General features: G+C 72.7%; 21 protein-coding genes. 8 read left to right on the top strand and 13 right to left on the bottom strand.

What is annotated here, in order from left to right; genetic code table 11:
* Positions 1-32: 32 nt before the first annotated feature.
* The 4 genes from ACZ32T_RS13200 to ligA all read right to left on the bottom strand — a co-directional run bounded on the left by ACZ32T_RS13200 (position 33) and on the right by ligA (position 7,503).
* Positions 33-776: a YoaK family protein gene (locus tag ACZ32T_RS13200; protein WP_467366998.1), complete on the bottom strand. Its 744-nt coding sequence runs from the start codon at positions 774-776 to the stop codon at positions 33-35.
* A 566-nt stretch (positions 777-1,342) separates the two neighbouring features.
* The gene (secD, locus tag ACZ32T_RS13195; protein ID WP_467366815.1) at positions 1,343-3,661 is read right to left on the bottom strand and encodes a protein translocase subunit SecD; all 2,319 of its coding nucleotides are present in this window, start codon (positions 3,659-3,661) and stop codon (positions 1,343-1,345) included.
* A gap of 731 nt (positions 3,662-4,392) precedes the next feature.
* Positions 4,393-5,241, bottom strand: coding sequence for a rod shape-determining protein (locus tag ACZ32T_RS13190; RefSeq protein WP_467272679.1), 849 nt, complete (start codon positions 5,239-5,241; stop codon positions 4,393-4,395).
* A 147-nt stretch (positions 5,242-5,388) separates the two neighbouring features.
* Positions 5,389-7,503 (bottom strand): NAD-dependent DNA ligase LigA, encoded by a 2,115-nt coding sequence (ligA, locus tag ACZ32T_RS13185; RefSeq protein WP_467272677.1) that lies wholly within the window; start codon positions 7,501-7,503, stop codon positions 5,389-5,391.
* Between the two features lie 237 nt (positions 7,504-7,740).
* On the opposite strand from ligA, the gene ACZ32T_RS13180 reads away from it, so the two are divergent.
* From ACZ32T_RS13180 to ACZ32T_RS13170, 3 genes are all read left to right on the top strand, one after another.
* Entirely contained in the window at positions 7,741-8,676 is a 936-nt protein-coding gene (locus ACZ32T_RS13180; RefSeq protein WP_467272675.1) for a DUF1996 domain-containing protein, read from the top strand.
* Positions 8,677-8,759: 83 nt separating this feature from the next.
* Positions 8,760-9,347: a DUF305 domain-containing protein gene (locus ACZ32T_RS13175; RefSeq protein WP_467366813.1), complete on the top strand. Its 588-nt coding sequence runs from the start codon at positions 8,760-8,762 to the stop codon at positions 9,345-9,347.
* Positions 9,348-9,397: 50 nt separating this feature from the next.
* A complete protein-coding gene (locus tag ACZ32T_RS13170) occupies positions 9,398-10,453 on the top strand; it encodes a LacI family DNA-binding transcriptional regulator (protein WP_467272672.1) in 1,056 nt (351 codons plus the stop codon).
* Between the two features lie 13 nt (positions 10,454-10,466).
* On the opposite strand, the gene ACZ32T_RS13165 is transcribed toward ACZ32T_RS13170, so the two are convergent.
* Positions 10,467-12,752: a phage holin family protein gene (locus ACZ32T_RS13165; RefSeq protein ID WP_467366811.1), complete on the bottom strand. Its 2,286-nt coding sequence runs from the start codon at positions 12,750-12,752 to the stop codon at positions 10,467-10,469.
* A gap of 275 nt (positions 12,753-13,027) precedes the next feature.
* On the opposite strand from ACZ32T_RS13165, the gene ACZ32T_RS13160 reads away from it, so the two are divergent.
* Entirely contained in the window at positions 13,028-13,804 is a 777-nt protein-coding gene (locus ACZ32T_RS13160; protein WP_467272668.1) for an MBL fold metallo-hydrolase, read from the top strand.
* Positions 13,801-14,421, top strand: coding sequence for a DedA family protein (locus tag ACZ32T_RS13155; protein ID WP_467272666.1), 621 nt, complete (start codon positions 13,801-13,803; stop codon positions 14,419-14,421). Before ACZ32T_RS13160 ends, ACZ32T_RS13155 begins: the two co-directional genes overlap by 4 nt.
* Before the next feature lie 28 nt (positions 14,422-14,449).
* Here the strand turns inward: ACZ32T_RS13155 and ACZ32T_RS13150 are convergent, their stop codons facing one another.
* The 4 genes from ACZ32T_RS13150 to ACZ32T_RS13135 all read right to left on the bottom strand — a co-directional run bounded on the left by ACZ32T_RS13150 (position 14,450) and on the right by ACZ32T_RS13135 (position 18,460).
* Positions 14,450-15,472, bottom strand: coding sequence for an MBL fold metallo-hydrolase (locus tag ACZ32T_RS13150; protein ID WP_467366809.1), 1,023 nt, complete (start codon positions 15,470-15,472; stop codon positions 14,450-14,452).
* A 13-nt stretch (positions 15,473-15,485) separates the two neighbouring features.
* On the bottom strand, positions 15,486-16,724 hold the full coding sequence (locus ACZ32T_RS13145) for an aminotransferase class I/II-fold pyridoxal phosphate-dependent enzyme (RefSeq protein WP_467272662.1): 1,239 nt from the start codon (positions 16,722-16,724) through the stop codon (positions 15,486-15,488).
* Between the two features lie 117 nt (positions 16,725-16,841).
* The gene (locus tag ACZ32T_RS13140) at positions 16,842-17,690 is read right to left on the bottom strand and encodes an SMP-30/gluconolactonase/LRE family protein (RefSeq protein ID WP_467272660.1); all 849 of its coding nucleotides are present in this window, start codon (positions 17,688-17,690) and stop codon (positions 16,842-16,844) included.
* On the bottom strand, positions 17,687-18,460 hold the full coding sequence (locus ACZ32T_RS13135) for an IclR family transcriptional regulator (RefSeq protein ID WP_467272689.1): 774 nt from the start codon (positions 18,458-18,460) through the stop codon (positions 17,687-17,689). Before ACZ32T_RS13135 ends, ACZ32T_RS13140 begins: the two co-directional genes overlap by 4 nt.
* A 215-nt stretch (positions 18,461-18,675) precedes the next feature.
* Here ACZ32T_RS13135 and ACZ32T_RS13130 point away from each other — a divergent pair, with 215 nt between their 5' ends.
* The 3 genes from ACZ32T_RS13130 (at position 18,676) to ACZ32T_RS13120 (ending at position 21,519) form a co-directional block, all read left to right on the top strand.
* Complete coding sequence (locus tag ACZ32T_RS13130) at positions 18,676-20,172, top strand: phosphatase PAP2 family protein (RefSeq protein ID WP_467272658.1); 1,497 nt, start codon at positions 18,676-18,678, stop codon at positions 20,170-20,172.
* 111 nt (positions 20,173-20,283) lie between these two features.
* On the top strand, positions 20,284-21,093 hold the full coding sequence (locus ACZ32T_RS13125) for a class I SAM-dependent methyltransferase (protein WP_467366807.1): 810 nt from the start codon (positions 20,284-20,286) through the stop codon (positions 21,091-21,093).
* 72 nt (positions 21,094-21,165) lie between these two features.
* Complete coding sequence (locus ACZ32T_RS13120; protein WP_467272653.1) at positions 21,166-21,519, top strand: VOC family protein; 354 nt, start codon at positions 21,166-21,168, stop codon at positions 21,517-21,519.
* Between the two features lie 5 nt (positions 21,520-21,524).
* On the opposite strand, the gene ACZ32T_RS13115 is transcribed toward ACZ32T_RS13120, so the two are convergent.
* From ACZ32T_RS13115 to ACZ32T_RS13100, 4 genes are read right to left on the bottom strand one after another with little or no spacing between them, the layout of a single operon-like run.
* Entirely contained in the window at positions 21,525-22,430 is a 906-nt protein-coding gene (locus tag ACZ32T_RS13115) for an arginase family protein (protein ID WP_467272651.1), read from the bottom strand.
* Between the two features lie 54 nt (positions 22,431-22,484).
* Positions 22,485-23,180 carry a UdgX family uracil-DNA binding protein gene (locus tag ACZ32T_RS13110; RefSeq protein WP_467272649.1) on the bottom strand — a complete coding sequence of 232 codons (696 nt, stop codon included), beginning with the start codon at positions 23,178-23,180 and terminating at the stop codon, positions 22,485-22,487.
* Positions 23,177-24,217: an NAD-dependent epimerase/dehydratase family protein gene (locus ACZ32T_RS13105; protein WP_467272646.1), complete on the bottom strand. Its 1,041-nt coding sequence runs from the start codon at positions 24,215-24,217 to the stop codon at positions 23,177-23,179. Before ACZ32T_RS13105 ends, ACZ32T_RS13110 begins: the two co-directional genes overlap by 4 nt.
* 28 nt (positions 24,218-24,245) lie before the next feature.
* On the bottom strand, positions 24,246-25,430 hold the full coding sequence (locus ACZ32T_RS13100; RefSeq protein ID WP_467272644.1) for an alcohol dehydrogenase catalytic domain-containing protein: 1,185 nt from the start codon (positions 25,428-25,430) through the stop codon (positions 24,246-24,248).
* Between the last annotated feature and the right edge of the window lie 190 nt (positions 25,431-25,620).

Here is a 25,620-nt window from a genome sequence, read left to right as displayed (position 1 = left end):
CGGGGCGGGGCTCCACCGCCGACCGGCCCGCCTCATCCCTCGTCGCGTGGCCGTGTCCAGGGCGCGTCGGTCCGGGCCAGCAGGGTCGCCACCGTGCTCAGCACGGCCAGGAGGACCACGGCGAGGACCAGCGGCAGCGCAGGGTGCCCGTTCAGCAGGAGCAGAGCGCCGAGGAAGGCACCGGCCAACAGGGCGGCGGCGGAGAGGAGCCTGCGCCCCGCCCGGCTGCCGGGGCCCTTGGCGAACCGGCTGTCGGCCACGGCGCCGGTGAGGGTGCGGGTCAGCACGGTGGTGGTGAGGTCGGGTACGGCGAGCACCCGCACTGCGGCGTTCTGCACACCGAGGCCGAGGGCGAGGAGCGCGATGAGGGCGAACCGTACTCCCCCGGTGTACGGCCGGCCGGAGACCAGCGTGACGATCAGCGCGGCGGCGACGAAGACGGTCTCGATGAGGAGCGCGTGCTGCAGCTGTCTGCCCCGGTGCGCCCTCGCCCGGTGGGCGGTGATGCCGCCGGCCAGCGCCCCGGCCCCGAACGACACGAGAGCCACGATCGAGGCGAGCGTCGAGAAGCCCGCCGCGCCCGCGAGGGCGAAGCCCATGAAGACGACGTTGCCCGTCATGTTGGCGACGAACACGTGCCCGAGCAGCAGATAGCTGAACGCGTCGACCAGCCCGGTGAGCACGGTCAGGACGAGCAGCACCGGCGGCAGCGGCCCCTGCGGGCCGCCCATGTCGGGTACGAGCGTGTCCCGGACCTCACGCAGCACGAGGGGCACGAGGGGCACACTCCGATCACTCGACGTGGTCAGGATTGTGCCCCAGCCCGGCGCTCGACCCCTCCGTACGTGCCGGGCGGGACGGCATGCTGCCGGAGCTTGTCGACGTTCGACCGGATGCGGAGGGTCAGCTCGCTGTGCACCGGATCTGCCGTCACTGGAGCCACGCGGCATCGTCGAGGTCGCTGGTGAGCGGGACGTCCTGCCAGAAATCCGTCACCTCGGCCGACGCCACCGAGGAGGCACCGAAGGCAATCGTCACTCGCATGCCTGCCAGCTTTCGAGTAACCGTCAGGCGATCTCACCGCACTTGTCCTTTATGATTCTCCCGATCCAGCCAATGATCGGCGCAATCCATACGGGTAGGCATCTCCTCCCGAATAGGCGGAATTCGACATGTGGCGGCGGTCCTGCCAGGGCGGCGGCCATGACGCACGAGGCTCCCGCACCGGTGAGCGAGGTGTTCGAAGCCTCGGCCCACCGGCACAGGAGCCTCGGTGGCGCCAAGGCCGTCCGGACCCTGGCGGATTACCGCTGAACGGGCTCGGTGAGCCGGACAGAACCGTCTAGACGCGCGCCCCGTTGTCCGCGGGGTCACGGCGCGGCTTGCCGACCGTCTTCCCGCGCCGCGGTGTCCGTTTGCGGGCGGGCGGCGGGGCCATGCTGCTCCGCTCCAGAAGGAGCGCTCCCGGTACGGCGGTCATCACCGAGGAGTACGTCCCCACGCAGACGCCGATGAGAAGGGCGAGCGCGAAGTCCGCCAGCGAGTCGCCGCCCAGCACCGCGAGGGCGACCAGGATGAACAGGGCGCCCATCCCCGTGTTGACGGTGCGTGGGACGGTCTGCAGGACGGCACGGTTGGCCACGTCGGCGACCGGGGTGCGCCGGTCCCTGGCCCAGAGTTCCCGTACCCGGTCGAACACCACCACGGAGTCGTTGACGGAGTAACCGATGACGGTGAGCAGGGCGGCCAGGAAGATGCCGTCGACGGGGCGTCCGAGCCAGGCGAAGGCGCCGACCAGGATGACGACGTCGTGGACCAGGGCCCCGACCGACGCCACGGCGAACGTCCAGCGGAAGCGGGCCGCCAGGTAGGCGAGTTGCACGAGCACGGCCACGCCCAGGGCGATCAGGGCGTTACGCCGCAGTTCGTCCCCGAGACTGGGGCCGATCAGCTCGTCGCGCACCTTCGTGGTCTCGCCGCCCTCCTCGGCGAGCGCGGCCCGCAGGGCGTGTTCCCCGTCGTTGTCCAGTTTCCCGGTGCGTACGGAGAGGTCGTGCTCGCCCGCGGTGGTGACCTCGGCGTCGGTGAATCCCGCGGCGGCGATCGTGTCCCGGGCGGACTCGACGTCGACGGGGCGGCTGGTGGAGTACTCCACCAGCCGCCCGCCGGTGAATTCGACCCCCAGGCCCACTCCGCGCACGAGGATGCCGGTCACGGCTACGAGGACGAGCGCGGCGGACACCATCAGCCAGCGGCGCGGTGCGCGGAACAGATGAGGGTCGCGGGCGTTCAGCCAGGTGCGTACGCGGCCGGGCCGTGCGAGGCCGTTGACGCCCGCGTAGTCACCGACGAACCGGGATCCTGCCGCGATCTCAGTCATCGCCCGGGCGATGACGAGCGCCGAGAACATGGAGACCAGGACACCGATGGCGAGGGTGACTCCGAAGCCCTTGACCGGCCCCGAGCCGAGGAAGAAGAGAAGGCCGGCGGCGATCAGTGTGGTGACGTTGGAATCGGCGACGGCACTCCAGGCGTTGCGGAATCCGGCGCTCAGCGCGGAGCGCAGTGAACCGTTCCGCCGCTCCGCGTACTCCTCCCGGGCCCGTTCGAAGACAAGGACATTGGCATCGACCGCCATTCCGATGGCGAGGACGAAGCCGGCGAGTCCCGGCAGGGTCAGGGTGACGCCGAGGACGACGAGCACCGCGTACGAGATCACTCCGTAGGCGGCGAGGGCGAGTGCGGCGAGCGCTCCGAACAGCCGGTACATGAAGGTGATGAAGAGCGCCGTGGCCGCGGCGCCGATGAGAGCGGCCTGCGCGCTGGCGTCGATGGCGGCGGCCCCGAGGGTCGGGCCGACGGTCCGCTGCTCGACGATCTCCACGGGGACGGGGAGTGCGCCGCCCTTGATGAGCAGGGCGAGGTCGCGTGCCTCGTCGGCGCTGAACGAGCCGGTGATCTGGGTGGACCCGGAGGGCAGCCCCGTCTTGCAGCCGACCGACGGATCGACCTGCGGCGAGGAGATGACCTTCCCGTCGAGGACGATCGCGACGCGGCGCCGTTCGTCCTGGGCCGGGTTGCACGCGGCTTCCCCGGTGAGATCGGTCCACTTCCTGCCCGCGTCCTTGTGGAAGTCGAGCGAGACGCTCCAGCCGGTGCCCTGCTGGGCGTCGAAGTCCGCGGTGGCGTCCTTCACCCCGGCGCCGGAGAGCTGCGCGGGGCCGAGGTCGAGGAGTCCGCCCTGCTCGTCGGGGAGCGTCGGCCCGTCCCCCGCGGCGTCGGGCTTCGCGTCCTTCTGCTCCTGGGTCCCGGGCCCCTGGACGGCGTGGAAGCTGAGCTGGGCGGTTCTGCCGATGACCTCGGAGGCCTGGCGCGGGTCCTGGACGTCGGGCAGTTCGACGATGATCCGGTCCTCGCCCGAGCGGGTCAGGACCGGTTCGGCGACGCCGAGTGAGTCGATGCGCTGCCGCAGTACCTCCAGGGTGCGGTCCGTACTCTCCCGGTCCGCCTTCGCGGTGCCGGAGTCCTTGGCCTGCAGCACCATGCGGGTGCCGCCCTGGAGATCGAGGCCGAGTCTGGGTGACATGGTCAGCGTGATGAACACGGAGACGAGCAGAACGGCGGCAGCCAGAACCGCTCGCACCGTGGTGGCGCGAGTCATGGGAGTCCCCTTGAGTGGGCGTCGTCCGCCCAGGCCTCAGAGGGAAGGGCGGGGCGACGGGTCTGTGGAACAGGACCGGCGAAGGGCCGGCTGACCGGCCGTCCCGGCTGGAGGACCCCGCACACCGGGAAGCGCCGCCCCTGCCCTCACGACGACGAAGGGGCCCGCGCCCACCGCTCCCGGCGCGATGCCCCGCGGCAGGGGGAGGCCCTGCGGGCGCGGTGTCAGGGCGCCGTGGCCGGGCGGGGGGACGTGGTGCGGAGCATGGGGGCGGTCGGCACCCGCACGCGGCACCAGGCCGACGGCGGGATCGACGATGTCCTCGGCGGCGGCCTGCGCGGCGGGGACCGCGGCGTCAGCAGCGCCGGTGACGGCGTGCGCGGCGCCGGGGCCGGGCGCGGGGAGGGTGGTTCCGGCGGCGGCCGGCGCGCCACCGAGAAGGGTCAGGACGGTGAGGAGCAGCGCGGCAAGGAGGTGCCGCGCCTCGTGGCGCGCCGCGCCGTGCGGTCGCGTGTTCTGCCCTCGCCTGCGGTGCGGCCGTGGGCCCGGCGTCCGCGTGGTGTGCGGCGTCGGGCCGAGCGTCCGCTTGTCCTGCGGTCGTGGGCTGAGGGCCTGCGTGTCGTGCGGCCCCGGGCCGAGGGTCCGCGTGTCGCGCGTCCGCGTGTCGTGCGGTCGTGGGCCGTGCGGCGCCCTCGGGGGCGCGTTCCCCCGGGGTGCCCCCGGGAGGGGGCTCACCTCAGCCGGACCGGGCGGAGGGCCACGGCACCGGAACCGGCGGCGGGAGTCGGCACGGAGCCCAGGATCAGTGCTGCGCCCCGTACGACAGCGGTCGAAGGGTCGGGGGCGACGCGCACCGGCACACCGAGGCGGCCGGCGATCAGGTCGGTGACGTCGCGGCGGAGCGCGCCGCCGCCGGTGAGCACGGGTCCGCGGCGCAACGCTCCGCGCACCGCTCCGTGCTGGTCCTCACGCCACATGGACGTGATCATATCCAGGACGCTACGGACGAGTTCCGCCGGCAGCGTCCGCGGTGCGAGATCGCTGAGTCCCGCGTCGGCCTGGCGGGCGTCGACGACCCTTCCGTCCACGAGCACGGCGACTTCGGTCAGCTCGGCGCCCATGTCGACGACCAGCACGGGACCGCTGCCCAGCAGCCCGACGGACGCTGCCACGGCACTGGCGCTGTTCAGCACCACCGCCCCGGAGGCGCCAAGAGCGGCGAGGAGCTCCCCCGCCAGGGCGCGGTGTTCCCGGCCGGCCAGGACCGGCTGGCTCAGCACGATCACGCTGTCCTGCCGGTGGTCGCCCAGCGCGGTGTCGGCGAGGCGTCCCAGCAGTCCGGCGCAGGACGCCGCGTCGACGATGCGCCCCCGCCGGACCGGTCGGCCCGTGTGGTCCTGCCACCCACCAGGTCCGCCGGTGACAAGGCCCCGCCCCGGGACCCAGGCACGGGCCCCGGAGCTGCCCAGGTCGATGGCCAGTCCCCTGACGGGAGCGGGACATGGAGCCGCTCCCGCGTGTGCGACCCGCTGCCGGAGGACCGGCAGGCCGCGCCGTCGTCCGTCACGCGAAGTACGCATCGGGCCCTCACCCTCAGGTCTGCCGCCCCAGCCGCCCGGACTCACCGGCCGCTGATAGCGAGGCATGATCGAGCCCTCACTATGCAATACACGGCACGGAAAGGCCACTCTCTTGCCAATTCCAAGGCTTATGCCGGTGTGTACCTTTCACGCCTCGGCGGCGAGGTAGCTCTCGACCAGCGCGGCGAACTCCTCGGGCGCGGCTATCCGGACCCCGAGGTCCTCGGCCTTGGCCCGCTTGGACCCTGCCTTCTCGCCGGCGACCAGCAGGCTCGTGCGCTTGGAGACGCTGGAGGAGGACTTCCCGCCGGCCCGCTCGATCAGCTCGTTCATCTGGTTGCGCGAGAGTTTCTCCAGAGACCCGGTCATGGCTCCGGTGACCACGACCGTCATCCCTGCGAGCGGCAGCCCGGCCGTCGTCCGGTCCTCGCCTCCGCCCTCCGGCTCGGCCCCGGGCTCCGGCTCGGCCCCCGGCTCCGGCGGCGGAGTCGCACCGGGCTCGGTCATGTTGACGTCCGCGGCCACCAGCTTGCCGATCAGCGGCGCCAGCTCCGCAAGCTCGGTGACGACCGCCGCCGCCTTCTCCTTGCCGATGCCGTCGACCTGTTGCAACGCCTCCGCGTCCGCCGCGACGATCCGGTCCATCGAGGCGAAGTAGCGGGCGATCCGGCGGGACATGGAGCGGCCCGTGCCCCGCACGCCGAGGGCACAGAAGACGCGGGAGAGCGGACGGGTCCTGGCCGCCTCGACGGCCGCCAGCAGATTGTCGGTGGAGGTCTCCCCCATCCGCTCCAGCGAGAGCAGTTGCTCCCGCTGGAGCGTGAAGAGATCGGCGAAGTCCCGGACGAGACCGGCGTCGACGAGCTGGACGACCCGGGTCGCGCCGAGTCCCTCGATGTCGAGCTGGTCACGGCCGGCCGCGTAGGAGATGGAGGCGACGACGCGGCAGTCGCGGCCCCGGACGCAGCGCCAGCGCTGCTCGCTCATGTCGATCTCCGACCCGCACCGGGGGCAGACCTCGGGGAACTCGACCGGCTTCTCCTCACCCGTCCGCAGATGCGCGACCGGCGCTTCGATACGCGGGATGATGTCGCCCGCCTTGTAGACCATCACCTGGTCACCCAGCCGCAGATCGCGGCGCGTGATGTCGGCCGGGTTGTGCAGGGTGGCGTAGCTGACGGTGGATCCGTCGATCTCCACGGGCTCCAGCACGGCGCGGGGGGCGATGATGCCGGTCCTGCCGACGTTCCATTCGACGCCCAGCAACCGGGTGACCTTCTCCACCGCCGGGAGCTTGTAGGCGATGGCCCAGCGCGGCGCCCGCGTACCCGATCCCGCGTCGCGCTGGTCGGCCGCCAGGTCCGCCTTGATCACGATGCCGTCGATCCCGAACGGCAGGGACGCGCGCAGGGCCGCGATGTCCTCGACCCCGGCCTGCACCTCGTCGACCGTGGTGACGGTGCGCGGGGCGACGGCGGTGTCCGCGGCCGTGTGGACGCCCAGCCCCGCGACGTACTCCAGGACCTCGCCGTGCGGGAGTTCGGCCAGGGTGGCGGTCAGCTCGCCGGATTCGGGCAACGCGAGCGCGCCGTACGCGAAGAAGGTCATCTCCACCCGGTACGGACGGTCCTTGGCCCGCAGGGTGCCCGCCGCCCCGTTGCGCGGATTGGCGAAGGGAGCGGCTCCGTGCTCCGTGCGCACGGTGTTGGCCTGCTCGAACTGCTCGTTGGTCATGAGGATCTCGCCGCGCACCTCCAGGGTGACGGGAGCGCCGAGCCGCTCGGGCAGGCCGAGCACCGTACCGATCGCGTGCGAGACGTCCTCCCCGGCCGTCCCGTCGCCCCGGGTGATCAACCGGTCGAGGCGGCCCTGCCGATAGCGTGCGGCGACGGCGAGACCGTCGAGCTTCGGCTCCACACTCCACGCGGCGACACACCTGCCTATGCGCCGCTCCACGGAGGCGGTCCAGGTGACGAACTGCTCGGCGGAGAAGACATTGTCCAGCGAGAGCATCGGCACGGTGTGCGGCACGTCCCCCGAAGCCGCCCCGCCCGCGACCTTCCCGGTCGGCGAGGCGTCCAGCACCTCCTGCGGGTGCTCCTCCTCGTAGGCCGCGATCCCCCGCACCAGGCGGTCGTAGGCATCGTCGTCGAGCGTGCTCTCACCTGTGGCGTAATACGCGGCGGCGGCACGCGCGGCTTCTTCCACAGCGGCCGCGTAGGCGGCGGTGTCGGCGAGCACACCGACTGAGTTCGTCGTCATGACCACCATCCTGCCGCCCCCCACTGACAATGCCCTCCAGCCATCATCCGGACCCCTCGACAGGAGAGCGCTCCCCCTAGGCTGATCACCTCAACTCTGTTCAAACGGCAGGCAATTGATACCCCTGCGCGGATTATTGACATGCGTGCGTCACGCTTTTACGTTTCATGAGAGAGCGCTCTCTCCCTCGGTCGGACAACCGCCCGAAGGCCCCCCACTGCTCGGAACAGGAGTGCCGTGCTCTTCCTCAGAAGACGTAAGCCGGGACCGCGTGGAAGCAGAACCCTCCCACCCTGGCGCTACCGGATCGCGGGGCTGGCGGCCGCCGCCCTGGCCCTGTCCCTCGTCCAGGCCAACGCGGGAAACGCGGCCGGTGACCGGACCGCACAGCCCGGGGCGAAGGCCGCGGCCGACGTCGTCCGGGTCGCCGAGTTCCTCGCGGAGTGCCCCTACACGCACCGCGCTCCCGACGATCCGATCGTGCTGCCCAACCTGCCCGGCGCCTCGCACATGCACAGCTTCTTCGGCAACGACACCACCGACGCGCATTCCGACCTGGCCTCACTGGAGAAGGGCCGGACCAGCTGCTCGCCCACGACCGACCTGTCCTCGTACTGGGTCCCCACGCTCTACGACGGCGACAAGGAGGTGGAGCCGACCGGCACCACCTTCTACTACCTCGGCGAGGGGGTGCGGGACGACGTCATCCGTACGATCCAGCCGCTCCCCCGGGGGCTGCGGATCGTCGCGGGCAACGCGAAGGCGACCGGCCCCGACGACAACACCATCTCGCGCTGGTCGTGTCTGCACCACGGTGAGGTCAACCCGTCCCACGACTTCGTCAACTGTCCGGCGGGCTCGATGCTGGAGAGCTACCTCGACTTCCCCCAGTGCTGGAACGGCACCGATCTCGACTCGGCCGACCACAAGAGCCACATGGCCTACCCGGTGGGCGGCGCCTGCCCGTCGACCCATCCGGTCGCGGTGCCCAAGCTGCGCCAGGTCCTGCGCTATCCGGTGAACGGTGACCCGGCGCGGCTCCGGCTGGCCTCGGGGCGCGGTTACACGATGCACGGCGACTTCTTCAACGTATGGCCCGAGGCCGAGATGGCACAGCGGGTACGCGACTGCATCAACGCCATCATCAAGTGCGGGGCCGACGGCACCCCCTGATCTGCCGTGGTTCCACTGTCCACCGGTGCCTGTCCGGGTCCCCGCGGCCCGGGCAGGCGCCCTCTCGCCAGGAACACCTGCCTATGCCGGTTCTTCGCACCGCGGCGCTGCTTCTCCTGCTCGCCGTCCTGACCTCGTGCGCAACGGATGACCGACGGGCCCCGGAACCCCGCCCCGTGCCGTCGCGGACCACGGCCACTGCGGCCTCCTCCGCGCACCCGACGGACTCCGCCTGGGTCCAGTTGATGATCCCGATGGACCAGCAGGCCGTGGTCCTGCTGGGCCTCGCGGCGGAGAAGGCCACCGATTCCCGGCTGCGGGACTGGGCCTCCCGCCTGCGGACCGCCCAGACCGCCGAACTGGCGGCGCTGCGGAGGCTGCGGGACCTGATGGGGCTGCCGGACACCGACCCGCACAAGGGACACGCCATGCCGGGCATGGTGACGGTCGAGGACCTCGAGGATGCCCGTACCGCCGAGGGGGCGGCCTTCGACCGCCTGCTGGTGGAGCAGATCCGCGACCACCTCCACCAGTCGCAGCAGGTCTCGCGCTCGGAGGTGTCGGCGGGCACCCGGGCGGAGGCCAGGGCACGGGCCAGGGCGCTCGTCACCGCGCGTGTGACGCAACTGTCCGCCCTGACCGCGCTGCACGCGGGCACGCACAACCGCTGACGTGCCGGAATCCTTCGCATGTCTGTCCGGCCACCTTGTATAAAGACTGCATGACTGCCGACGTATCGCCGCCCGTACGCCCCGCCACCCTGGAGGACGTGGCCGCGGTGGCGGGCGTCTCCCGGGCGACCGTGTCCCGTGTGATCAACGGCGCGACCACGGTGGATCCGGCGTTGCGGCGGGTGGTGGAGGAGGCGGTGGCCGCCACCGGCTACGTCCCCAACCGTGCGGCGCGTTCGCTGGTGACCCGGCGCACCGATTCGATCGCCCTGGTGGTGTCCGAGCGTGAACGACGCCCGGTCTCCGAGCCGTTCATCGGCCGGATGTTCTCCGACCCGCACTTCGGGCGCGTGGTCGGCGGGCTGATGGACGTGCTGCGCCCCGCCGGGATCCAGATGGTGCTGATGCTCTCCGACGACGAGGCCTCCCGCAACCAGCTCCTGTCGTACCTCCGCCAGGGGCACGTCGACGGAGTCGTGCTGATCTCCTCGCACGCCGACGACCCGCTGCCCGGCCTGCTCCACGACACCCGGCTGCCGGCCGTGCTGGCCGGGCGGCCCCGGCGGCCCTCGCCGCTCACCTATGTCGAGGCGGACCAGCGGGCGGGTGCCCGGATGGCGGCCGACCATCTGGCGGCCCTGGGCCGCCGTCGTATCGGGACGGTGGCGGGTCCGCAGGACATGCCCGCGGGCCAGGTGCGTCTGACCGGCTTCCTGGACGCCCTGGAGCAGCACGGCATCGGGGATGTGGTGACCGCCGAGGGGGACTTCACCCAGTCGGGCGGGGCTTCGGCGATGCGCCGGCTGCTGAGTGAACGGCCGGATCTGGACGCGGTGTTCATCGCCTCGGACCTGATGGCGCTGGGCGCGCTGCCCGTGCTGCTCCGGGCGGGCAAGGATGTCCCCGGAGATGTGGCGGTGGTGGGTTTCGACGACAGCAACGCGGCGGTGGCGTGCGATCCGCCGCTGACGACCGTGCGTCAGCCGGTGGAGGAGATGGCCTCCGAGATGGCCCGGCTCCTCCTGAAGCAGATCGGCGAACCGGGCGCAGGTCCCGCACCTTCGGTGGTCTTCCACCCGACGCTGGTGCGGCGCGAGTCCGCCTGACGCCGAGGGCCTCTCAGCCGCGTGGGCCCGGGACGGCGTCGCCTGGGTCCGGGACATCGGCGGGGACAGGCACGTCCGCGCCGGCCGGGCCGTCCGGGACCGGTGAGGCCGGGAAGGGCTTTCCGGCCGGCAGCGGTCGACCGGCCGGGAAGGGTTCGTCCACCCGCACCGCCCCGGTGAAACCCTCCTGCCGAAGCGGCACCTGGGGCCCGGACAGCTCCCTCAGCCAGCGTGCCAACACCCGGTGCACCGCCTCCGCCCCCACCGGACCGGCCGGAACTACGCCCGCGGGACCGGCCGGAGACGCACCCCGGGGAGCGTCCGCCGCCACGGCGTCGAGGGGGTCCGTCAGTGTCCGCGGCCACAGCAGGAACGGCCGGGACTGTGCACCGCCCAGTCCGCCGTGCGATCCGATCTGCTCCTCGAAGGCGTGTACGCGGCCGGTCTCCGGGTCGTACACCGAATTGACCATGACGTCCGCGACGTGCGGGAAGCCGTCGGTCCGCCGCACCGCGTCCGCCGCACCGGCCCCGAAGACGGCCAGCGGCCCTTCCCCGTCCGTCAGCTCCGCCACCGGGACCTCCGCCCCGCCCGGCCCGAGCACCACCGACCCGTGCTTCTGGCTCCCCACGAGCAGGAAGCCGATCCCCGGATGGGCGGCGAGCGTGCCGAGCAGTGCGGGGTAGCGCCGGTCGAGCTGCTCGCGCGTGGCCCGCCCCTCGATGTCCGGGAACGACAGAAGCCCGAGATTGCCGGAGGCGAGCACCACCGGGTCGGAGGACTTGGCGGGGTGCTCGGCCTCCTGCTCGCCGTCGACCGGCCTGTGCAGCGCGATGCGCACGGCGTCGCGCGCCTCGGACGCGCTGCGGGTGCGCTGGGCCCTGCGGGGTACGGGCAGCCCGCAGCCGGCCCGTACGAGGTCCTTGAGTGTGAGGCCGTACCGCCCCGCGAACGTCTCCCCGGGGCTCTGGCCGTGGTCGGACAGCAGCACGATCCGGTAGTCGCGCGGGGTGTGGTCCGCGATCTTGAGGATGAGGCCCAGCGACCGGTCGAGCCGTGTCAGGACCTTCTCCGCGTCCCTGCTGAACGGGCCGGAGTGGTGGGCAACCTCGTCGTAGGCGACCAGGTCGGCGTAGACCGCGGTGCGACCCGCGAACATGTCGCCGATCACCGCGGCGACGACCACGTCGCGTTCGACGACGGTCGCGAAGGCCCTGATGAAGGGGTACAGCCCGCCGCGCTTGACCCGGGGGGCCTCCTTCCGCACCCGTGCCCGGACGGACTGGCCGATCTCGCGCCCCACCTCGGCGACGAAGGACAGAGCTGTGCGGACGGCGTTGGCCGGGTCGGAGAAGTAGGCGAAGTAGCCGGCGCGCGAGCGGCGCCCCTTGCCGAGCCTGGCGGCCATCGACAGGACCAGGGCGAGCTGGTCCGCGCCGCCGCTGAAGAGGTTGCCGCGGCTGGCGCCGTCGACGGTCAGCAGGCCGCCGTCATGGGTGCGGGCGATGGCCCTGCGCTGCAGTTCGAGGGCGCTCGCCGGTCTGCTGGAGACCATGACGGTGCCCGTCTCCTTCTCGAACCAGCGGAAGGCCGGCACGTCGAAGTTGCTGCCGTGCAGGATGCCGAGCTGGCTGGCGCCGGTCTGGCTGGACCAGTCCGTGGTCCACGGGGTGAGCCGGTGGCCCGCCTCGTCGGAGAGCAGACCGGCCACGGTCGGCATGAGTCCGTCGGCCGCTGCCTGTTCGAGTACGTCGTGGCCCACGCCGTCGAGCTGGACGAACACGATCCCGGGCGGGCCCCCACGGCCGCCGTCGGCGGTCTGCGGCGTGCCGCTGCGTCTGCGGCGCCGGTCCGCGAGGCGGGAGAGTCTGCGCCGGTAGGCGTCGTCGTCACGGACCGCGAGGGCCGTGGAGGTGGCGGAGGCGACAGCCGACATGACGGCGGCCACCACGACGGCTGTCTCCGGGTTCGCGTCCCCGCGCCCGTCCGGGATGAGCCGCAGGGCGATCAGCAGCAGCGAGCCGTTGAGGAAGAAGACCAGGGCGCCCAGCACCAGGGCGGGCACGATGAGCAGCGCTCTGACGAGCACCGGCCACACGAGGGCGGACAGCAGACCGAAGGCACCCGCGCCCCATGCCGCGGTGAAGGCGGTCCTCGTGACGGTGTCACCGTCGTCGGCCTGGAGCTGGAAATCGGGCAGGATCCCCGCCAGCGCCAGCATGGTGAGCGTGGAGACGGCCCACACCGAGATCACGCGTATGAGGGTTCCCCCCGCCCTGCGCCATCGCCCGTCGCTCACGTCGTTCCACCTCACGTCCGGGCCCCGTATCCGTCATGGGCCCGCATCAAGCCTGTCATAGCCGTTTCGGGATCTTCCCAGGCCCCGGGCCCTTTCGAGGGCTCGGATGCCGGCCATGACCCTACCCCTGGGGTAGCCCTCCGTAAGCGCCCGCAGGCGTACCGGCCCGGGCGCGAAGGAGCACTCCGGCGTGGGAAGAGCGCCGAGCGCCTACTCTCGTACGAGCACGAACACGAGTACGCGGTCGGCGGGGCCGGGAACGAGGAGGCAGGGCGGTGGAGGTCACCTGGTGGGGTCATGCCACCTGCACGATCGAGGACACCGGAGTCCGGGTGCTGACCGACCCGCTGTTCGCACGGCGCTTCGCACATCTGCGCCGGCGCCGGGGCGAGGTCCCGCCGCCGGAGGCCGCGGTCGCCGACGCGGTCCTGATCTCCCACCTGCACTCCGACCATCTGCATCTCCCCTCCCTGGCCCGTCTCGCCCCCGGCAGCCTGCTGATCGTGCCCCGCGGCGCCGTAGGGGCCGTCCCGGGCCTCCGGCTGCTGCGCCGGGCGCGCGGGCTGCGGATCTCCGAGGTCGCGCCGGGGGACGAGGTACGGATCGGAGAGGTCCTGGTCCGGGCGGTTCCGGCTCTGCACGACGGGCGCCGGCTGCCGGTCGGTCCGCGCCGGGTGCCCGCTCTCGGCTACGTCGTCGAGGGCGAGGCCCGGACCTATTTCGCGGGCGACACCGGGCTCTTCGAGGGCATGGCCGACGCCGTGGGGCCGGTGGACGTGGCACTGCTGCCGGTGGGCGGCTGGGGACCCAATCTGGGCCACCACCATCTGGACGCGGCCCGCGCCGCGCAGGTGCTGACCATGCTGGAGCCGCGCTCCGCGGTGCCGGTGCACTACGGCACGTACTGGCCGATCGGGATGGACGGGGTCAAGCCGCACGAGTTCCATGCGCCGGGCGACGAGTTCGTGCGGCAGGCGGCGCGGGTGGCACCGGAGGTGGCGGTGCACCGGCTGGGGCACGGCGAGCATGTGAGGCCGGAGGCCCGTAGGTGATAGAGGAAGTGCTGGGGCAGCTGCCGACGGAGTCGACGCAGCAGGCCGTCGGCTATCCGTCGCTGTTCCTGCTCGTGGCGCTGGGGTCGCTGGTGCCGGTGGTGCCCACGGGAGCGCTGGTGAGTACGGCGGCCGTGGTGACGCTCCACCAGACCTCACCGTTCGCGCTGCTCGTGGTGTTCGCCGTGGCGTCGGGCGCCGCGTTTCTCGGGGACATCTGCCTGTACTGGCTGGGGCAGCGCGGGGTGCGGTCCAGCCACGGGTCGAAGTGGCTGGAGGCGATCACCAGCAGGGCCGCTCCGGAACGGCTCGCCCAGGCACAGCGGAAGCTGGACGAGCACGACACGATGGTGCTGGTCCTGTCCCGGCTGGTGCCGGCCGGGCGCATACCGGTGATGCTGGCCTGCCTGCTCGGTGAGATGCCGCTGCGGCAATTCGCCCGGGGCGACGTACCCGCGTGTCTGGCCTGGGCGGCGACGTACCAGCTGATCGGGATCCTCGGGGGTTCGCTGTTCGCCGAGCCCTGGGAGGGTGTGCTCGCGGCGGTCGTGCTGACGCTGTTGATCAGCGGGACGCCGGCGCTCTGGAGGCGGCTGCGGGCGCGTACGGCCGACTGAGTGTCCGGGGCGCCGACCGGGCACGGCCTCAGTCACCGAGGACGCGTGAGGCGCCGACCGGCAGGTCCCAGAGGTCGGCGCGCGGATGCCCGGCCCGCTGCCAGGCGGTACGGAGCCGGGTCAGCGGTTCGAGGACCGGTTCGGCGGAGAGCAGGAACGTCGCCCAGTGCATGGGGGCCATCGCGCGGGCCCCGAGGTCCTCGTACGCCTGCACGGCCTCCTCGGGGTCGGTGTGGACGTCGGAGAGCCACCAGCGCGGTTCGTACGCCCCGATCGGCAGCATCGCGAGGTCCAGGCCGGGGTGGCGGAGGCCGATCTCCTTGAACCAGTGGCCGTAGCCGGTGTCCCCCGCGAAGTAGATCCGCCGCCCCTGCCCGTCGCCGAGCACCCAGCCTCCCCACAGGGAACGGCAGGTGTCCAGGAGGGTGCGCTTGGACCAGTGGTGGGAGGGCACGAAGTCGAACCGGACTCCGCCCAGCTCCACCGACTCCCACCAGTCGAGCTCGGTGACGCAGGTGAAGCGGCGGCGCCGGCACCAGCGGCCCAGACCCGCGGGGACGAGGAGCGGGGTGTCCCTCGGAAGTCTGCGGAGCGTGGGGGCGTCCAGGTGGTCGTAGTGGTTGTGGCTGATGAGGACGGCGTCGACGCGCGGCAGTGCGTCCCAGGGGACGCCGACGGGGGTGATCCTGGCGGGGGTGCCCAGGATGCGCCGTGACCAGACGGGGTCGGTGAGGACGGTGAGTCCCCCGATGCGGATGATCCAGCTGGCATGTCCGGCCCAGGTCACGGCCGTCGTGCCGGCGTCCGTGACCGGGAGCGGCTGGGGGGCGTACGGCAGCCGGTGGACGCCCCGGAGTCCCTCCGCGTTGGGCCGCAGGGCACGCTCCCTGGCCAGACGGGTCATGCCCCTGACACCCGGGAGGGGCGTGGTGAGGCGGTCGGCGAAGCTGCGGGGCCAGGTCCGCGGCTCACCGAGGCGGCGTGGAGCGTCGAGGGGACGGCTGGGCGCGCGGCCGGCTCCGGCGAACGGACGCTCGGTCTGTTCCGTCATCGAGAGGCTCCTGTCATCGGAGTTCATCGAGGGCTGCTGCGAAAATGCTCAGTGCTCGGGCGACATGGGGCAATTCCAAGGGCTCCACCGCAGTGAGGGACTCCGTCTGCTGCTCCGGGGTTGAGCCGAGGAGCGGTCCGGTGCTCAGCCGCACCCGCAGCGCTCCGAGTTCGTCCCCGAACCGGTGCCCGCCGGGAGCCGGGGCGCCGAGCCGTTCCGTAAGGTATTCCTCCAGCTCCATGGAGTCCGTGACGCCCCGGGCGGCCAGCCGGGTGCGCAGCGGTCCGAGATCGGCGTAGAGGTGGCGGCCGGCCTGCGGCGGCCTGGCGAGCGCGCCCACGGTGAGCACCGCGCGGTGTGCGGCGGAGGCGACGTGGGACTGGAGGTGCGCCGCCTGCCGGATCCTTGCCGTGACGGCCTCGGGCTCGCCCAGCGCGTGGGCGGCGGCCCGGGCGACCGGCTCCGCGACGAGGGCGCCGAGCGCGGTGAGGATGTCGAGGACCCGGGCTCGGCGCGCGGCGGCGCGCGCGGTGGGCGGGAAGCGTGCGACGGCCACCGGCCAGGCGGAGGGGGTGAGCGCTCCCGCCAGGTCGGAGAGGACGGTGACGTCGTCCGGGCACATCTCGGCGGGGCTGAGGAGAACGGTGTCGTGGGGCCGGTGCAGGGTGTCGCGCCAGGTCTCGTCGCTGACGATGTGCAGCCCTTCGGAGACGGCGGCCTCGCACGCCTCGCGGACCAGTTCCGGCGGGGCGAGGGTCGCGGTCGGGTCGTCGGCCACGGAGATCAGGAGCAGCCGGGGCCTGCCGCCCTCGGCGCGCACCCTGCGCACGGTCTCCAGCAGGGCGTACGGGTCGGGGATTCCGCCGCACTCGGCGGGCGTCGGCACGTGGTACGCGGGCCTGCCCAGCAGCCGCGCCTGGGGCATCCAGGTGGCGGGGCAGGGCCGGGGCATGAGCACGTCGCCGCCGTGCGCGGCGATCAGCGCGAGGAGGAGCGGCTGAGCGCCCGGGGCCGCCGCGATGCCCTCGGGGCCGCCGTGGAGGCCCCGGCGCTCCCAGTAGGCGCAGGCCGCCTCGCGCAGAATCGTTCCGCCACCGGGCGGCTCGGGGCGGGTCCGCGCGGCCGACGCGGCCAGTACGCCGGCGAGCTCGGGCAGCACGGGAAGGCCGGGGTCGGGGGCGGGTGGTCCGTACCGGACCGGGCCGTGGTCCTCGCCGGGCGGGCGGGGCCGCCGCCGCTCGCTCCAGTGCATCCCGGGGCCTCCCTCCGACTGCGTCCCTCTGGCCCCTTTATACGGAGGTTCCCCGGAGCCCGCCCGCGCACCGGTCCCGGAGGCGGCAGAAATACGCACGCCGTCCACCCGCCCCGCTCATCCGGCGAACGGCGTCCCCGGCAGTCCCTGCCCCACGTCCGGCAGCACGAGCAGGGAGCCCGACAGCGGGTGCGGGGAGTCCAGGCCCGTCCGGGCGGTGGTGACGTACAGGTCGCGGAGGCCGGGCCCGCCGAACGCGCACGCCGTGGGCCGGCGGACCGGCAGCTCCACGACGCGGTCCACCCGGCCGTCGGGGGTGTGGCGCCGTATCGCCGCACCGTCCCAGAGGGCGGTCCACACACAGCCGTCGGCGTCGACCGTCAGCCCGTCGGGCCACCCGGCGCCCTGCTCGGTCTCCGCGAAGGGACGCCGGTTCAGGACACGATCCCCGTCCACGTCGAAGACGTCGATGCGCCGTGTGGTGGTGTCGATGTAGTACATGAGCCGGCCGTCGGGGCTCCATCCGGTGCCGTTGCTGACGGTCACCGAGTCCAGCACGCGGCTCACCGTGCCGTCCGGGGCGATCCGGGACAGGGTGCCGCCCCCTTCCGCCTCGTCGTAGCGCATGGTGCCCGCCCAGAGCGCGCCGTCCGGTGCCACGGCCGCGTCGTTGCCCCGCCGGCCGGGGACGGGGTCGTGGACCAGCCAGGAGAAGGCACCCGCCGCGTCGTACAGTCCGGCTCCGTCCCGCAGGACGACCACGAGGCCGCCGCCCGCCCGGGGTTTCGCCGCCCCGACGTGCTGGCCGGTGGCCATGACCGTACGGCGGCCGGTCGACGGGTCGTAGGTGTGGACGCGGGCCGAGAGGATGTCGACCCAGACCAGCCGCCCGGTGGCCGGGTCCCAGGTGGGGCCTTCGCCCAGCTCGGCCTGCTCACGCACGGCCACCTCCAGGGCCGGCCTCATATCTGCGGCCGGTGGTGTCCGAGCCGGCCGGACAGCGCGTCGGCGCCGCCCGCCGCGAGCTGCGCGAGTTCCGCCTCGCGCTCCTCGGACCAGCGGATCATCGGGACCGAGATGGAGAGCGCGGCGACGACACGCCCGGAGCGGTCCCTGACGGGCGCGGCCACACAGCTCACATCCGGGTTCGACTCCCGGTGCTCCACCGCTATGCCCCGCTTGCGGACGACGGCGAGGGCCTCCCGCAGCTCCGTGGCGTCGGTGAGGCTGTTGTCGGTCATGGCGATGAGCTCGCGTCCGTCGAGGCGGGCGTCGAGCTCCGCCTCCGGGAGCGCGGCGAGCAGCAGCTTGCCGACGGAGGTGCAGTGCGCGGGCAGCTTCCGGCCCGCGGCCGAGACCATACGGACGGCGTGGGTGGAGTCCACCTTGGCGATGTAGATGACCTCGGTGTCCTCCAGGATCGCCACGTGTACTGTCTCGCCGCAGGTCTCGGCCACCTCACGGGCCACCTGCTGTCCCTCGGCCGCCAGGTCGAGCTGTTCGGCGTAGCGGCTGCCCAGCTGGTAGGTGCGCACGCCCAGCCGGTAGCGGCCCGGCTGCTCCGGGACCGTGACCAGGTAGGACCGCGCGGCGAGCGTGGTGAGCAGTTCGTGCACGGTGGTCCGCGGCAGTTGGAGCTTGCGTGTGACCTCGGGAGCCGAGAGGGTCCCCTCGCTCTGGAGGAAGAGCTCGAGAACATCCAGCGCCCTGGTCACCGCAGGGACGAGTCGCCCCATGATCGCCCGCCAATCTCGTTCGACACTCCGGTCAATGACCGGAATCACGAACGCAGGCTAGCGGCAGGAATCTTGTCCGGGCAATGTCCTCGGTGCGACGGAGCAGGCGGGACGGGGGCAATTCGGCGCTTCCCGTCTGATTCCGTCGAGATCCGACGGGGCTCGCTGTGCGCGCCTCCTGGTTCACCGCCCGGTGGCAGGGTATTCGCTGTCCCATGTCGACAACGAGCAGCCTCCCCTCCCCCGGCCGCTGGCGGGCCTGGTTCCACCAGCGGGACCTCGCCGCGTTCCAGCGCGTGGCCGAAAGACACTGGCCCGGCGCCGAGCCGGTCCTGCCGCGGCTTAGCCGCAGCGCCAACCACGGGCTGCTGTGGTTCGGGGCCGCCGCGGGCATGGCGGCGCTGGGCTCCAGCGCGCGGTCCCGCAGGGCGGCACTGCGCGGGGTCGCCTCGCTGGCCGTGGCCTCGGCCGCCATCAACACCGTGGGCAAGGGAGCGGTGCGCAGGGAACGCCCGATAGTGGACCTGGTTCCGGTCATGAGGCAGCTGAAGCGGCAGCCGTTCACCACGTCCTTCCCGTCGGGGCACGCCGCGTCCGCAGCGGCTTTCGCGACCGGCGTCGCCCTGGAGTCGAAGGGCTGGGGCGCGGTCGTCGCCCCGGTGGCGGCGGCGGTCGCCGCCTCCCGCGTCTACACCGGGGTCCACTATCCGAGCGATGTGCTGGCCGGTGCGGCGCTCGGCATAGGAGCCGCGTTCGCGTTGCGGGGCGTCGTACCGACGCGTGGACAGCTCCCGGCCCCGGGCCGCCCGCCCGCCGAGGCGCCCGCGCTGGCGGCCGGCCAGGGCCTGGTGGTGGTCGTCAACCGGGAGTCCGGCTCCGCGACCGCGGCGGCGACGACGATCCGCGACGCGCTGCCGCTCGCGGAGACGATCGAGTGCGCGCCCTCCGACCTGTCGGGATGCCTGGAGAAGGCGGCACGGGAGGGCAGGGCCCTGGGTGTCTGCGGAGGCGACGGCACGGTCAACATGGCGGCGGCCGTCGCGGCGACCCACAGCCTGCCGCTCGCCGTGTTCCCCGGCGGGACTCTCAACCACTTCGCCTACGACCTCGGCATCGAGACCGTGCAGGACACGGTGACGGCGCTCACCGCGGGCGACGCGGTCCGGGTCGACCTGGGCCGCTTCAGGCCCGGCCCGCAGGGGCCGGGTGAGGCGGACGGCTACTTCCTCAACGCCTTCAGCCTCGGCGTGTATCCGGAGCTCGTGCGGACCCGGGAACACTGGGCCCCCCGGATCGGCGGCTGGCCCGCCGGGGTGCTCGCAGCCTTCGAGGCGCTGCGCGGATCGCGCCCGCTGACGGCGGAACTACAGGGGAGGCGGAGGCCGTTGTGGCTGCTCTTCGTGGGCAACGGACTGTTCCAGCGGGTGGGTCCGGCCCCGGGACGCCGCCACAATCTGGCGGACGGCCTGCTGGACGTACGCGTGGTCCACGGCGGCCGCACCCCCGGACTCCGACTGCTCGCCGCAGCGATCGCGGGACCGCTCAGCCGGTCACCCGTCCATGCCGCGGTACGGCGCCGCAGGGTGCGGATCGCCGGTCTCACGCCGGGGACGCCCTTCGCGTACGACGGCGAAGTGGCCCACTCCGGGACGGAGTTGCTGATCGACAAGCTGCCCGAGGCACTGACGGTGTACTGCCCGATGCCGGTGTAGCGGGAGACCAGGCGATGACCACATCATGAGACATGTATCTCAGGATGCGACATCGCGGCGTACCGTCGTCTCCATCGCCCGCGACTGAGGTCCGAGAGAGGACGTACGGCCATGCCGAAGGAACCAGCGGTCTACACACACGGCCACCACGAGTCGGTGCTGCGCTCCCACCAGTGGCGCACCGCCGCCAACTCGGCGGCCTACCTGATCGGCGAACTCCGTCCGGGCCAGGCGGTTCTGGACGTGGGCTGCGGGCCGGGCACCATCACCGCGGATCTCGCGTCCCTGGTGGCGCCCGGCCGGGTGACGGCGGTCGACACCAGCAGCGACGTGCTGGAGCGCGCGGCTCTGAACGCCGCCGAACGCGGTGTGGACAACGTGGAGTTCACGACGGCGGACGTCCACGCCCTGGACTTCCCCGACGACTCCTTCGACGTGGTCCACGCCCATCAGGTGCTCCAGCACGTCAGTGATCCGGTGCGGGCGCTGAGCGAGATGCGGCGGGTCTGCCGGCCCGGCGGCGTCGTCGCGGCCCGCGACAGCGACTACGCGGCCATGACCTGGTTTCCGGAGGTGCCCGGGATGCGGGAGTGGCTGGAGCTGTACGGCCGGGTTGCCCGCGCGAACGGCGGCGAGCCGGACGCCGGTCGGCGGCTGCTGTCCTGGGCGCGGCAGGCGGGCTTCACCGACATCACCCCGTCGGCGGCGGCCTGGTGCTTCGCCACCCCGGAGAACCGCGCGTGGTGGAGCGGCCTGTGGGCGGACCGCACGACCGCGTCGGTGTACGCGAAGCTGGCGGTTGACGGCGGGCATGCGAGCGCCGGAGAGCTGACGGCGATCGCGGAGGCCTGGCGTGCGTGGGGCGAGGAGCCCGACGCATGGTTCATGGTGCCTCACGGCGAGGTGCTCTGCCGGGTGTGATCCCGGGTGTGATCCGGTGGCGGGACCGGGAATCGATCACATGCGGCCGGGACGCCAACTACCCTCGTGGGCATGGAGATCCTGGGAACCACGCTGCGTATCTGCGTCGACGACCTGGAGGCCTCGGTGGCCTTCTACGAGGGCCTGACCAGCACCCCGGCACAGCGCTTCGAGCGCGGCGGGGTCTCGGTGGCCGCGATCGGCTGCTTCCTGCTGATGAGCGGCCCCGAGTCGCAACTGGAGGTGTTGCGCAAGGTGTCGGCGACCATCGCGGTCAAGGACGTCGACGAGGCGCACGCGGCACTGACGCGGGTGGGCGCGAAGGTCATCGCGGGCCCCGTGCCCACCCCCGCGGGCCGCAATCTGATCGCTCTGCACCCGGACGGCTCGGTCTTCGAGTACGTCGACCGGAACGTGCCGGCCTGATGTGCTCAGCCGGCGGGCTCCTCGGCGAAGGCGCCGACGACCAGGTCGGTGAGCAGCGCGCCGGCTGTGCCGTCCGGGTCCAGGTCGGGGTCGTAGATCGTGACGTTGAGTCCCGCGCAGCGCGGTGAGCGGACCAGGGTCCGCAGGAGTGTGGCGAGTTCGCCGGGAAACAGCCCGCCGTCGTCGGGGCTGTCGACGGCGGGCATGACGCCCGGGTCGAGCACATCGGCGTCGAGGTGCACCCAGAAGCCGTCGAGGACGGGGACCTCCAGGGTCTGCACCACGGCGCGGGCGATGTCGGCGGGCCCCCATTCCCTGATCTCCCCCACCGTCGCGTTGGAGATCTTCAGCGCGGCCATCTCGGCGCGGTCCTCGTCGTCATCCCGCATGCCGAAGAGCCGGATGTCCTCGTCCTTGAGATAGGGCCCCAGCCCCTCCAGATCTGTGAGGTCGGCCTGCCCGCGGCCGGTGGACAGGGCCAGTTCCTCGCCGCCCGCCGCGCCGATGTGGTCGCTGTTGCCCAGGTGCCGGAAGTCCGCCGAACCGTCGATCGCGGCGAGCCCGTACCGTCCGATGCGGCGCAGGGCGAGGGCGGCGCCGAGCTGGATGGAGCAGTCGCCGCCGAGGACGACCGGGAACTCACCGGCCCTGACGTGCCCCTCTATCCGGTCGGCGAGCGTGCGGGTGTAGCGGGCGATGGCGGCGGCGTTGAAGACGCCGTCCCCCTCCTGCCAGTCGCCGCGGTCGTAGCGGGGCGGCACGACGACACCGCCCTCCGATGCTCCGAGCCGCTGCACGATCCGCTGCTCGCGGAGCGCGCCGGCCAGTTTGTAGCAGCCGGGCACGGTGCCGGGCGCGGGGGGCCGCAGCCCGAGGTTCGAGGGTGCGTCGAGGACCACGAGTGTGCGCATGCGGCCCATCCTGGCCGCTCCGCCCTCGCGTGTCCCGCCGATATCCGGACCGGCTCAGCCGAGGAACCCGGCGGCCACCCTGAGGTCGGACACCAGTCCCTGGTAGGCCTCGGCCCGGTCCTTCGATCGGAGGACCGCCGAGGGATGGACGGTGGCGACGAGCCGCCGGGCCTCCCCGTCGTCGTCCGGCTTCTCACCGGCGGTGGCGGGCAGTTCGGATCCCGGCAGGTACAGCAGGGCGCCCCGGCTCTCCGTCACCTTGAAGGAGTTGCCCAGCAGCGACTTGCCGGCCGTCGCACCGAGCGCCACCACCAGTTCAGGGTCGACGCGCCGCAGTTCCGCGGTGAGCCAGGGGCGGCAGGCGGCCAACTCCCGCAGGCTGGGCGCCTTGTGGATGCGGCGCTTACGCACTTCTCCGACGGGCGCGAACTTGAAGTGCTTCACCGCGTTGGTGAAGTACACCTGGTCCTCGTCGATGGCCGCGTCCGCCAGCGCCTCGCGCAGGAGGCGGCCGGCGGGCCCGACGAACGGCTCGCCCTCCCGGTCCTCCTGGTCACCCGGCTGCTCCCCGACGACGACCGTGCGGGCGTGGGCCGGGCCCGCGCCGAAGACCGTCTGTGTCGCGTTCTCGTGGAGCGGGCACCCTCGGCAGTCCGCCGCGGCCCTGCGCAGCGCGGCGACCCCGCCGCGGGCGGGAACGTACGGGAGCGCGCCGTCCTGCCGGTCGTCCGGGCTGGCCGGTGTGCTCATCCCAGTCGCCTTCCGGCCAGCGGCGCGGTGTCTTCCCCCTCGCCGCGGGAGACGCCGTGCAGGAAGGCGGTCAGCGCGTCGGTGGCCGAGTACGCGGGGCGCCAGCCCAGTTCTTCCCGGGCACGGGCGCTGTTCATGACCGGGAGGCGCAGCACGGCGTCGAAAAGGTGCGGGGAGGCCGGCACGGCGTGTGCCCGCCAGGCGGCGGCCAGGGCGCTCCGCACCAGTGCCGCCGGAGCGCGCACGACACGGGCGTCGAGCAGCTCGCCGAGCTGCCGGGCGTCGGTCACGGAGTCCGCGGCGAGATTGAAGGCGCCGCGGACATCGTTCGTGACGGCGAGCCGGTATGCCTCGGCCGCGTCGTCCGTGTGCAGCACCTGGAAGCGCAGCCCCTTGAGATCGGGGACGAAGGGCAGCAGGTCGGGGCGGAGCAGGACGCCCGGCAGGTAGCGGCCTGCGAAGATCCGGCGCTGTTCGCTCGCCGCGGTCCTCTTGAACAGGAACCCCGGGCGCATCCGCACCACCCTGATTCCCGGATTCCGCAGCTCGTAGGTGTCCAGTACGCGTTCCAGGTAGGCCTTCTCCCGGCAGTACGCCGCATCCGGCCACCCGTGGGTGGGCCACTGCTCGTCCACCCCCGGCTCACGCTTCGGCCCCGGCGAGTAGGCGCCCACCGACGAGGCGTGGACCAGCACCGGCACGCCCGCGTCCCGGACCGCGCCGAAGACCCGCAGCGAGCCCTCGACATTGCTCCGCCAGGTGACGACGGGGTCATGGGTGGGCTGGAAGCGCCAGGCCAGGTGGACGACGGCATCGGCGCCTGCCAGGTGTTCCGCCAGCCTGCGGGGGCTGTCGGAGTGTTCGAGATCCACCGTGCCCCACTCCACGCCGGGCACGGTGAGCTCCGGGCGACGTCGCGCCAGGCCGAGGACCGAGGCCACGGAGGGGTCCCCGGCCAGGGCCCGGACGACGCTGGTCCCCACGTTTCCGGTGGCGCCGGTGACCACCACGCGGCGGCCCCGGGGTGCGTTCGTCATCGTTCCTCCTGCCGCGATCCGGCGGCGGTCACGGCGTGAGCAGGGTCTTCACCATGCCGTCCGCCTTCTGCTGAAAAGTCTCGTACGCCTTCGGCCCGTCGGCCAGCGGCAGGTGGTGGGTGGCGAAACCGTCCACCCCGAGCGGATCGTCGTCGACGAGCAGCGGCAGGATGTGGGGCACCCAGTTCCGGACGTTGGCCTGCCCCATCCGCAGCTGGATCTGCTTGTCGAACATCTTGAGCAGGGGCAGCGGGTCCACGGCGCCCCCGTAGACGCCGGAGACGGAGACGGTGCCGCCCCGTCGCACCAGGTCGATCGCGGTGAGCAGGGCGCTGAGGCGGTCGATGCCCGCGCGCTCCATGAGCGGGCGCGCCGCCTTGTCGGGGAGCATGCCCACGGCCCACTGCCCCGCCTTGGCCACGGGCGCTCCGTGCGCCTCCATGCCGACCGCGTCGATGACGGCGTCGGTGCCCCGTCCGTCGGTGAGGTCGCGCACGGCGTCTGTGAGGTTCTTGCCGTGCTCGCGCAGGTCGAGGGTCCGGACGCCCCGCGCCGAGCTCCGATGCAGGCGGTCGGAGACCAGGTCCACGCCGATGACCAGCCCGGCGCCGCGGTGCAGGGCGATGCGGGCCGCCATGTCACCGATCGGCCCGAGCCCCAGGACCGTCACACTGCCGCCGGGCGGCACGGCCGCGTACTCCACGGCCTGCCAGGCGGTCGGAAGGACGTCCGACAGATAGACGAACCGGTCGTCGGGCGGGCCGTCGGGGACCTTGACCGGCAGCGTGTTGCCGAACGGGACGCGGAGCAGCTCGGCCTGCCCGCCGGGCACCTGCCCGTAGAGCTTGGTGTATCCGAAGAGGGCGGCCCCGCTGCCGTACTCGCGGACCTGGGTGGTCTCGCACTGGGACTGGAGTCCCTGGTCGCACATGAAGCAGTCGCCGCAGGAGACGTTGAACGGGACCACGACCCGGTCCCCGCGCTTGACGGCGGTGACCTCGGAGCCCGTCTCCTCCACCACGCCCATCGGTTCGTGACCGAGGATGTCGCCGGGAGTGAGATAGGGGCCGAGTACCTCGTACAGATGGAGGTCCGATCCGCAGATTCCGCTCGAGGTGACGCGGACGATGATGTCCGTCGGATCCTGGATCACGGGGTCGGGGACCGTCTCCACACGGACGTCCCGCCGTCCTTGCCAGGTGAGTGCGCGCATGCGCCCTCCTCAGTTCTTCGGGTGGGTTTCGCCGGCATGGTGCATTTCCGTTCTACTGCCCGCTCGCCCGCACGGTGAACAGGACTTCGGGCGGATCACCGGTGACCTGGGCCGCACGGGCGCGGCGGCCCGCCGGTGGGACGGCCTGAGCGTCGTTAGGCCGTTCGGGTGAGGTCCGGGACGGGCCGGC

This window comes from Streptomyces sp. NPDC023573 (assembly GCF_055559735.1).
The sequence above is the reverse complement of the archived record's forward strand: the minus strand, read 5'-3'. Positions and strand labels throughout refer to the sequence as shown.

Excerpts from the sequence above, each read along its gene's own strand:
- ACZ32T_RS13120 (WP_467272653.1), top strand. The coding sequence starts at position 21,166 with ATGGAGATCCTGGGAACCACGCTGCGTATCTGCGTCGACGACCTGGAG.
- ACZ32T_RS13145 (WP_467272662.1), bottom strand. The coding sequence starts at position 16,724 with ATGCACTGGAGCGAGCGGCGGCGGCCCCGCCCGCCCGGCGAGGACCAC.
- ACZ32T_RS13150 (WP_467366809.1), bottom strand. The coding sequence starts at position 15,472 with ATGACGGAACAGACCGAGCGTCCGTTCGCCGGAGCCGGCCGCGCGCCC.
- ACZ32T_RS13170 (WP_467272672.1), top strand. The coding sequence starts at position 9,398 with ATGACTGCCGACGTATCGCCGCCCGTACGCCCCGCCACCCTGGAGGAC.
- ACZ32T_RS13110 (WP_467272649.1), bottom strand. The coding sequence starts at position 23,180 with ATGAGCACACCGGCCAGCCCGGACGACCGGCAGGACGGCGCGCTCCCG.
- ACZ32T_RS13135 (WP_467272689.1), bottom strand. The coding sequence starts at position 18,460 with ATGGGGCGACTCGTCCCTGCGGTGACCAGGGCGCTGGATGTTCTCGAG.
- ACZ32T_RS13115 (WP_467272651.1), bottom strand. The coding sequence starts at position 22,430 with ATGCGCACACTCGTGGTCCTCGACGCACCCTCGAACCTCGGGCTGCGG.
- ACZ32T_RS13190 (WP_467272679.1), bottom strand. The coding sequence starts at position 5,241 with ATGCGTACTTCGCGTGACGGACGACGGCGCGGCCTGCCGGTCCTCCGG.
- ligA (WP_467272677.1), bottom strand. The coding sequence starts at position 7,503 with ATGACGACGAACTCAGTCGGTGTGCTCGCCGACACCGCCGCCTACGCG.
- ACZ32T_RS13140 (WP_467272660.1), bottom strand. The coding sequence starts at position 17,690 with ATGAGGCCGGCCCTGGAGGTGGCCGTGCGTGAGCAGGCCGAGCTGGGC.
- ACZ32T_RS13175 (WP_467366813.1), top strand. The coding sequence starts at position 8,760 with ATGCCGGTTCTTCGCACCGCGGCGCTGCTTCTCCTGCTCGCCGTCCTG.
- ACZ32T_RS13125 (WP_467366807.1), top strand. The coding sequence starts at position 20,284 with ATGCCGAAGGAACCAGCGGTCTACACACACGGCCACCACGAGTCGGTG.
- ACZ32T_RS13130 (WP_467272658.1), top strand. The coding sequence starts at position 18,676 with ATGTCGACAACGAGCAGCCTCCCCTCCCCCGGCCGCTGGCGGGCCTGG.
- ACZ32T_RS13100 (WP_467272644.1), bottom strand. The coding sequence starts at position 25,430 with ATGCGCGCACTCACCTGGCAAGGACGGCGGGACGTCCGTGTGGAGACG.
- secD (WP_467366815.1), bottom strand. The coding sequence starts at position 3,661 with ATGACTCGCGCCACCACGGTGCGAGCGGTTCTGGCTGCCGCCGTTCTG.
- ACZ32T_RS13105 (WP_467272646.1), bottom strand. The coding sequence starts at position 24,217 with ATGACGAACGCACCCCGGGGCCGCCGCGTGGTGGTCACCGGCGCCACC.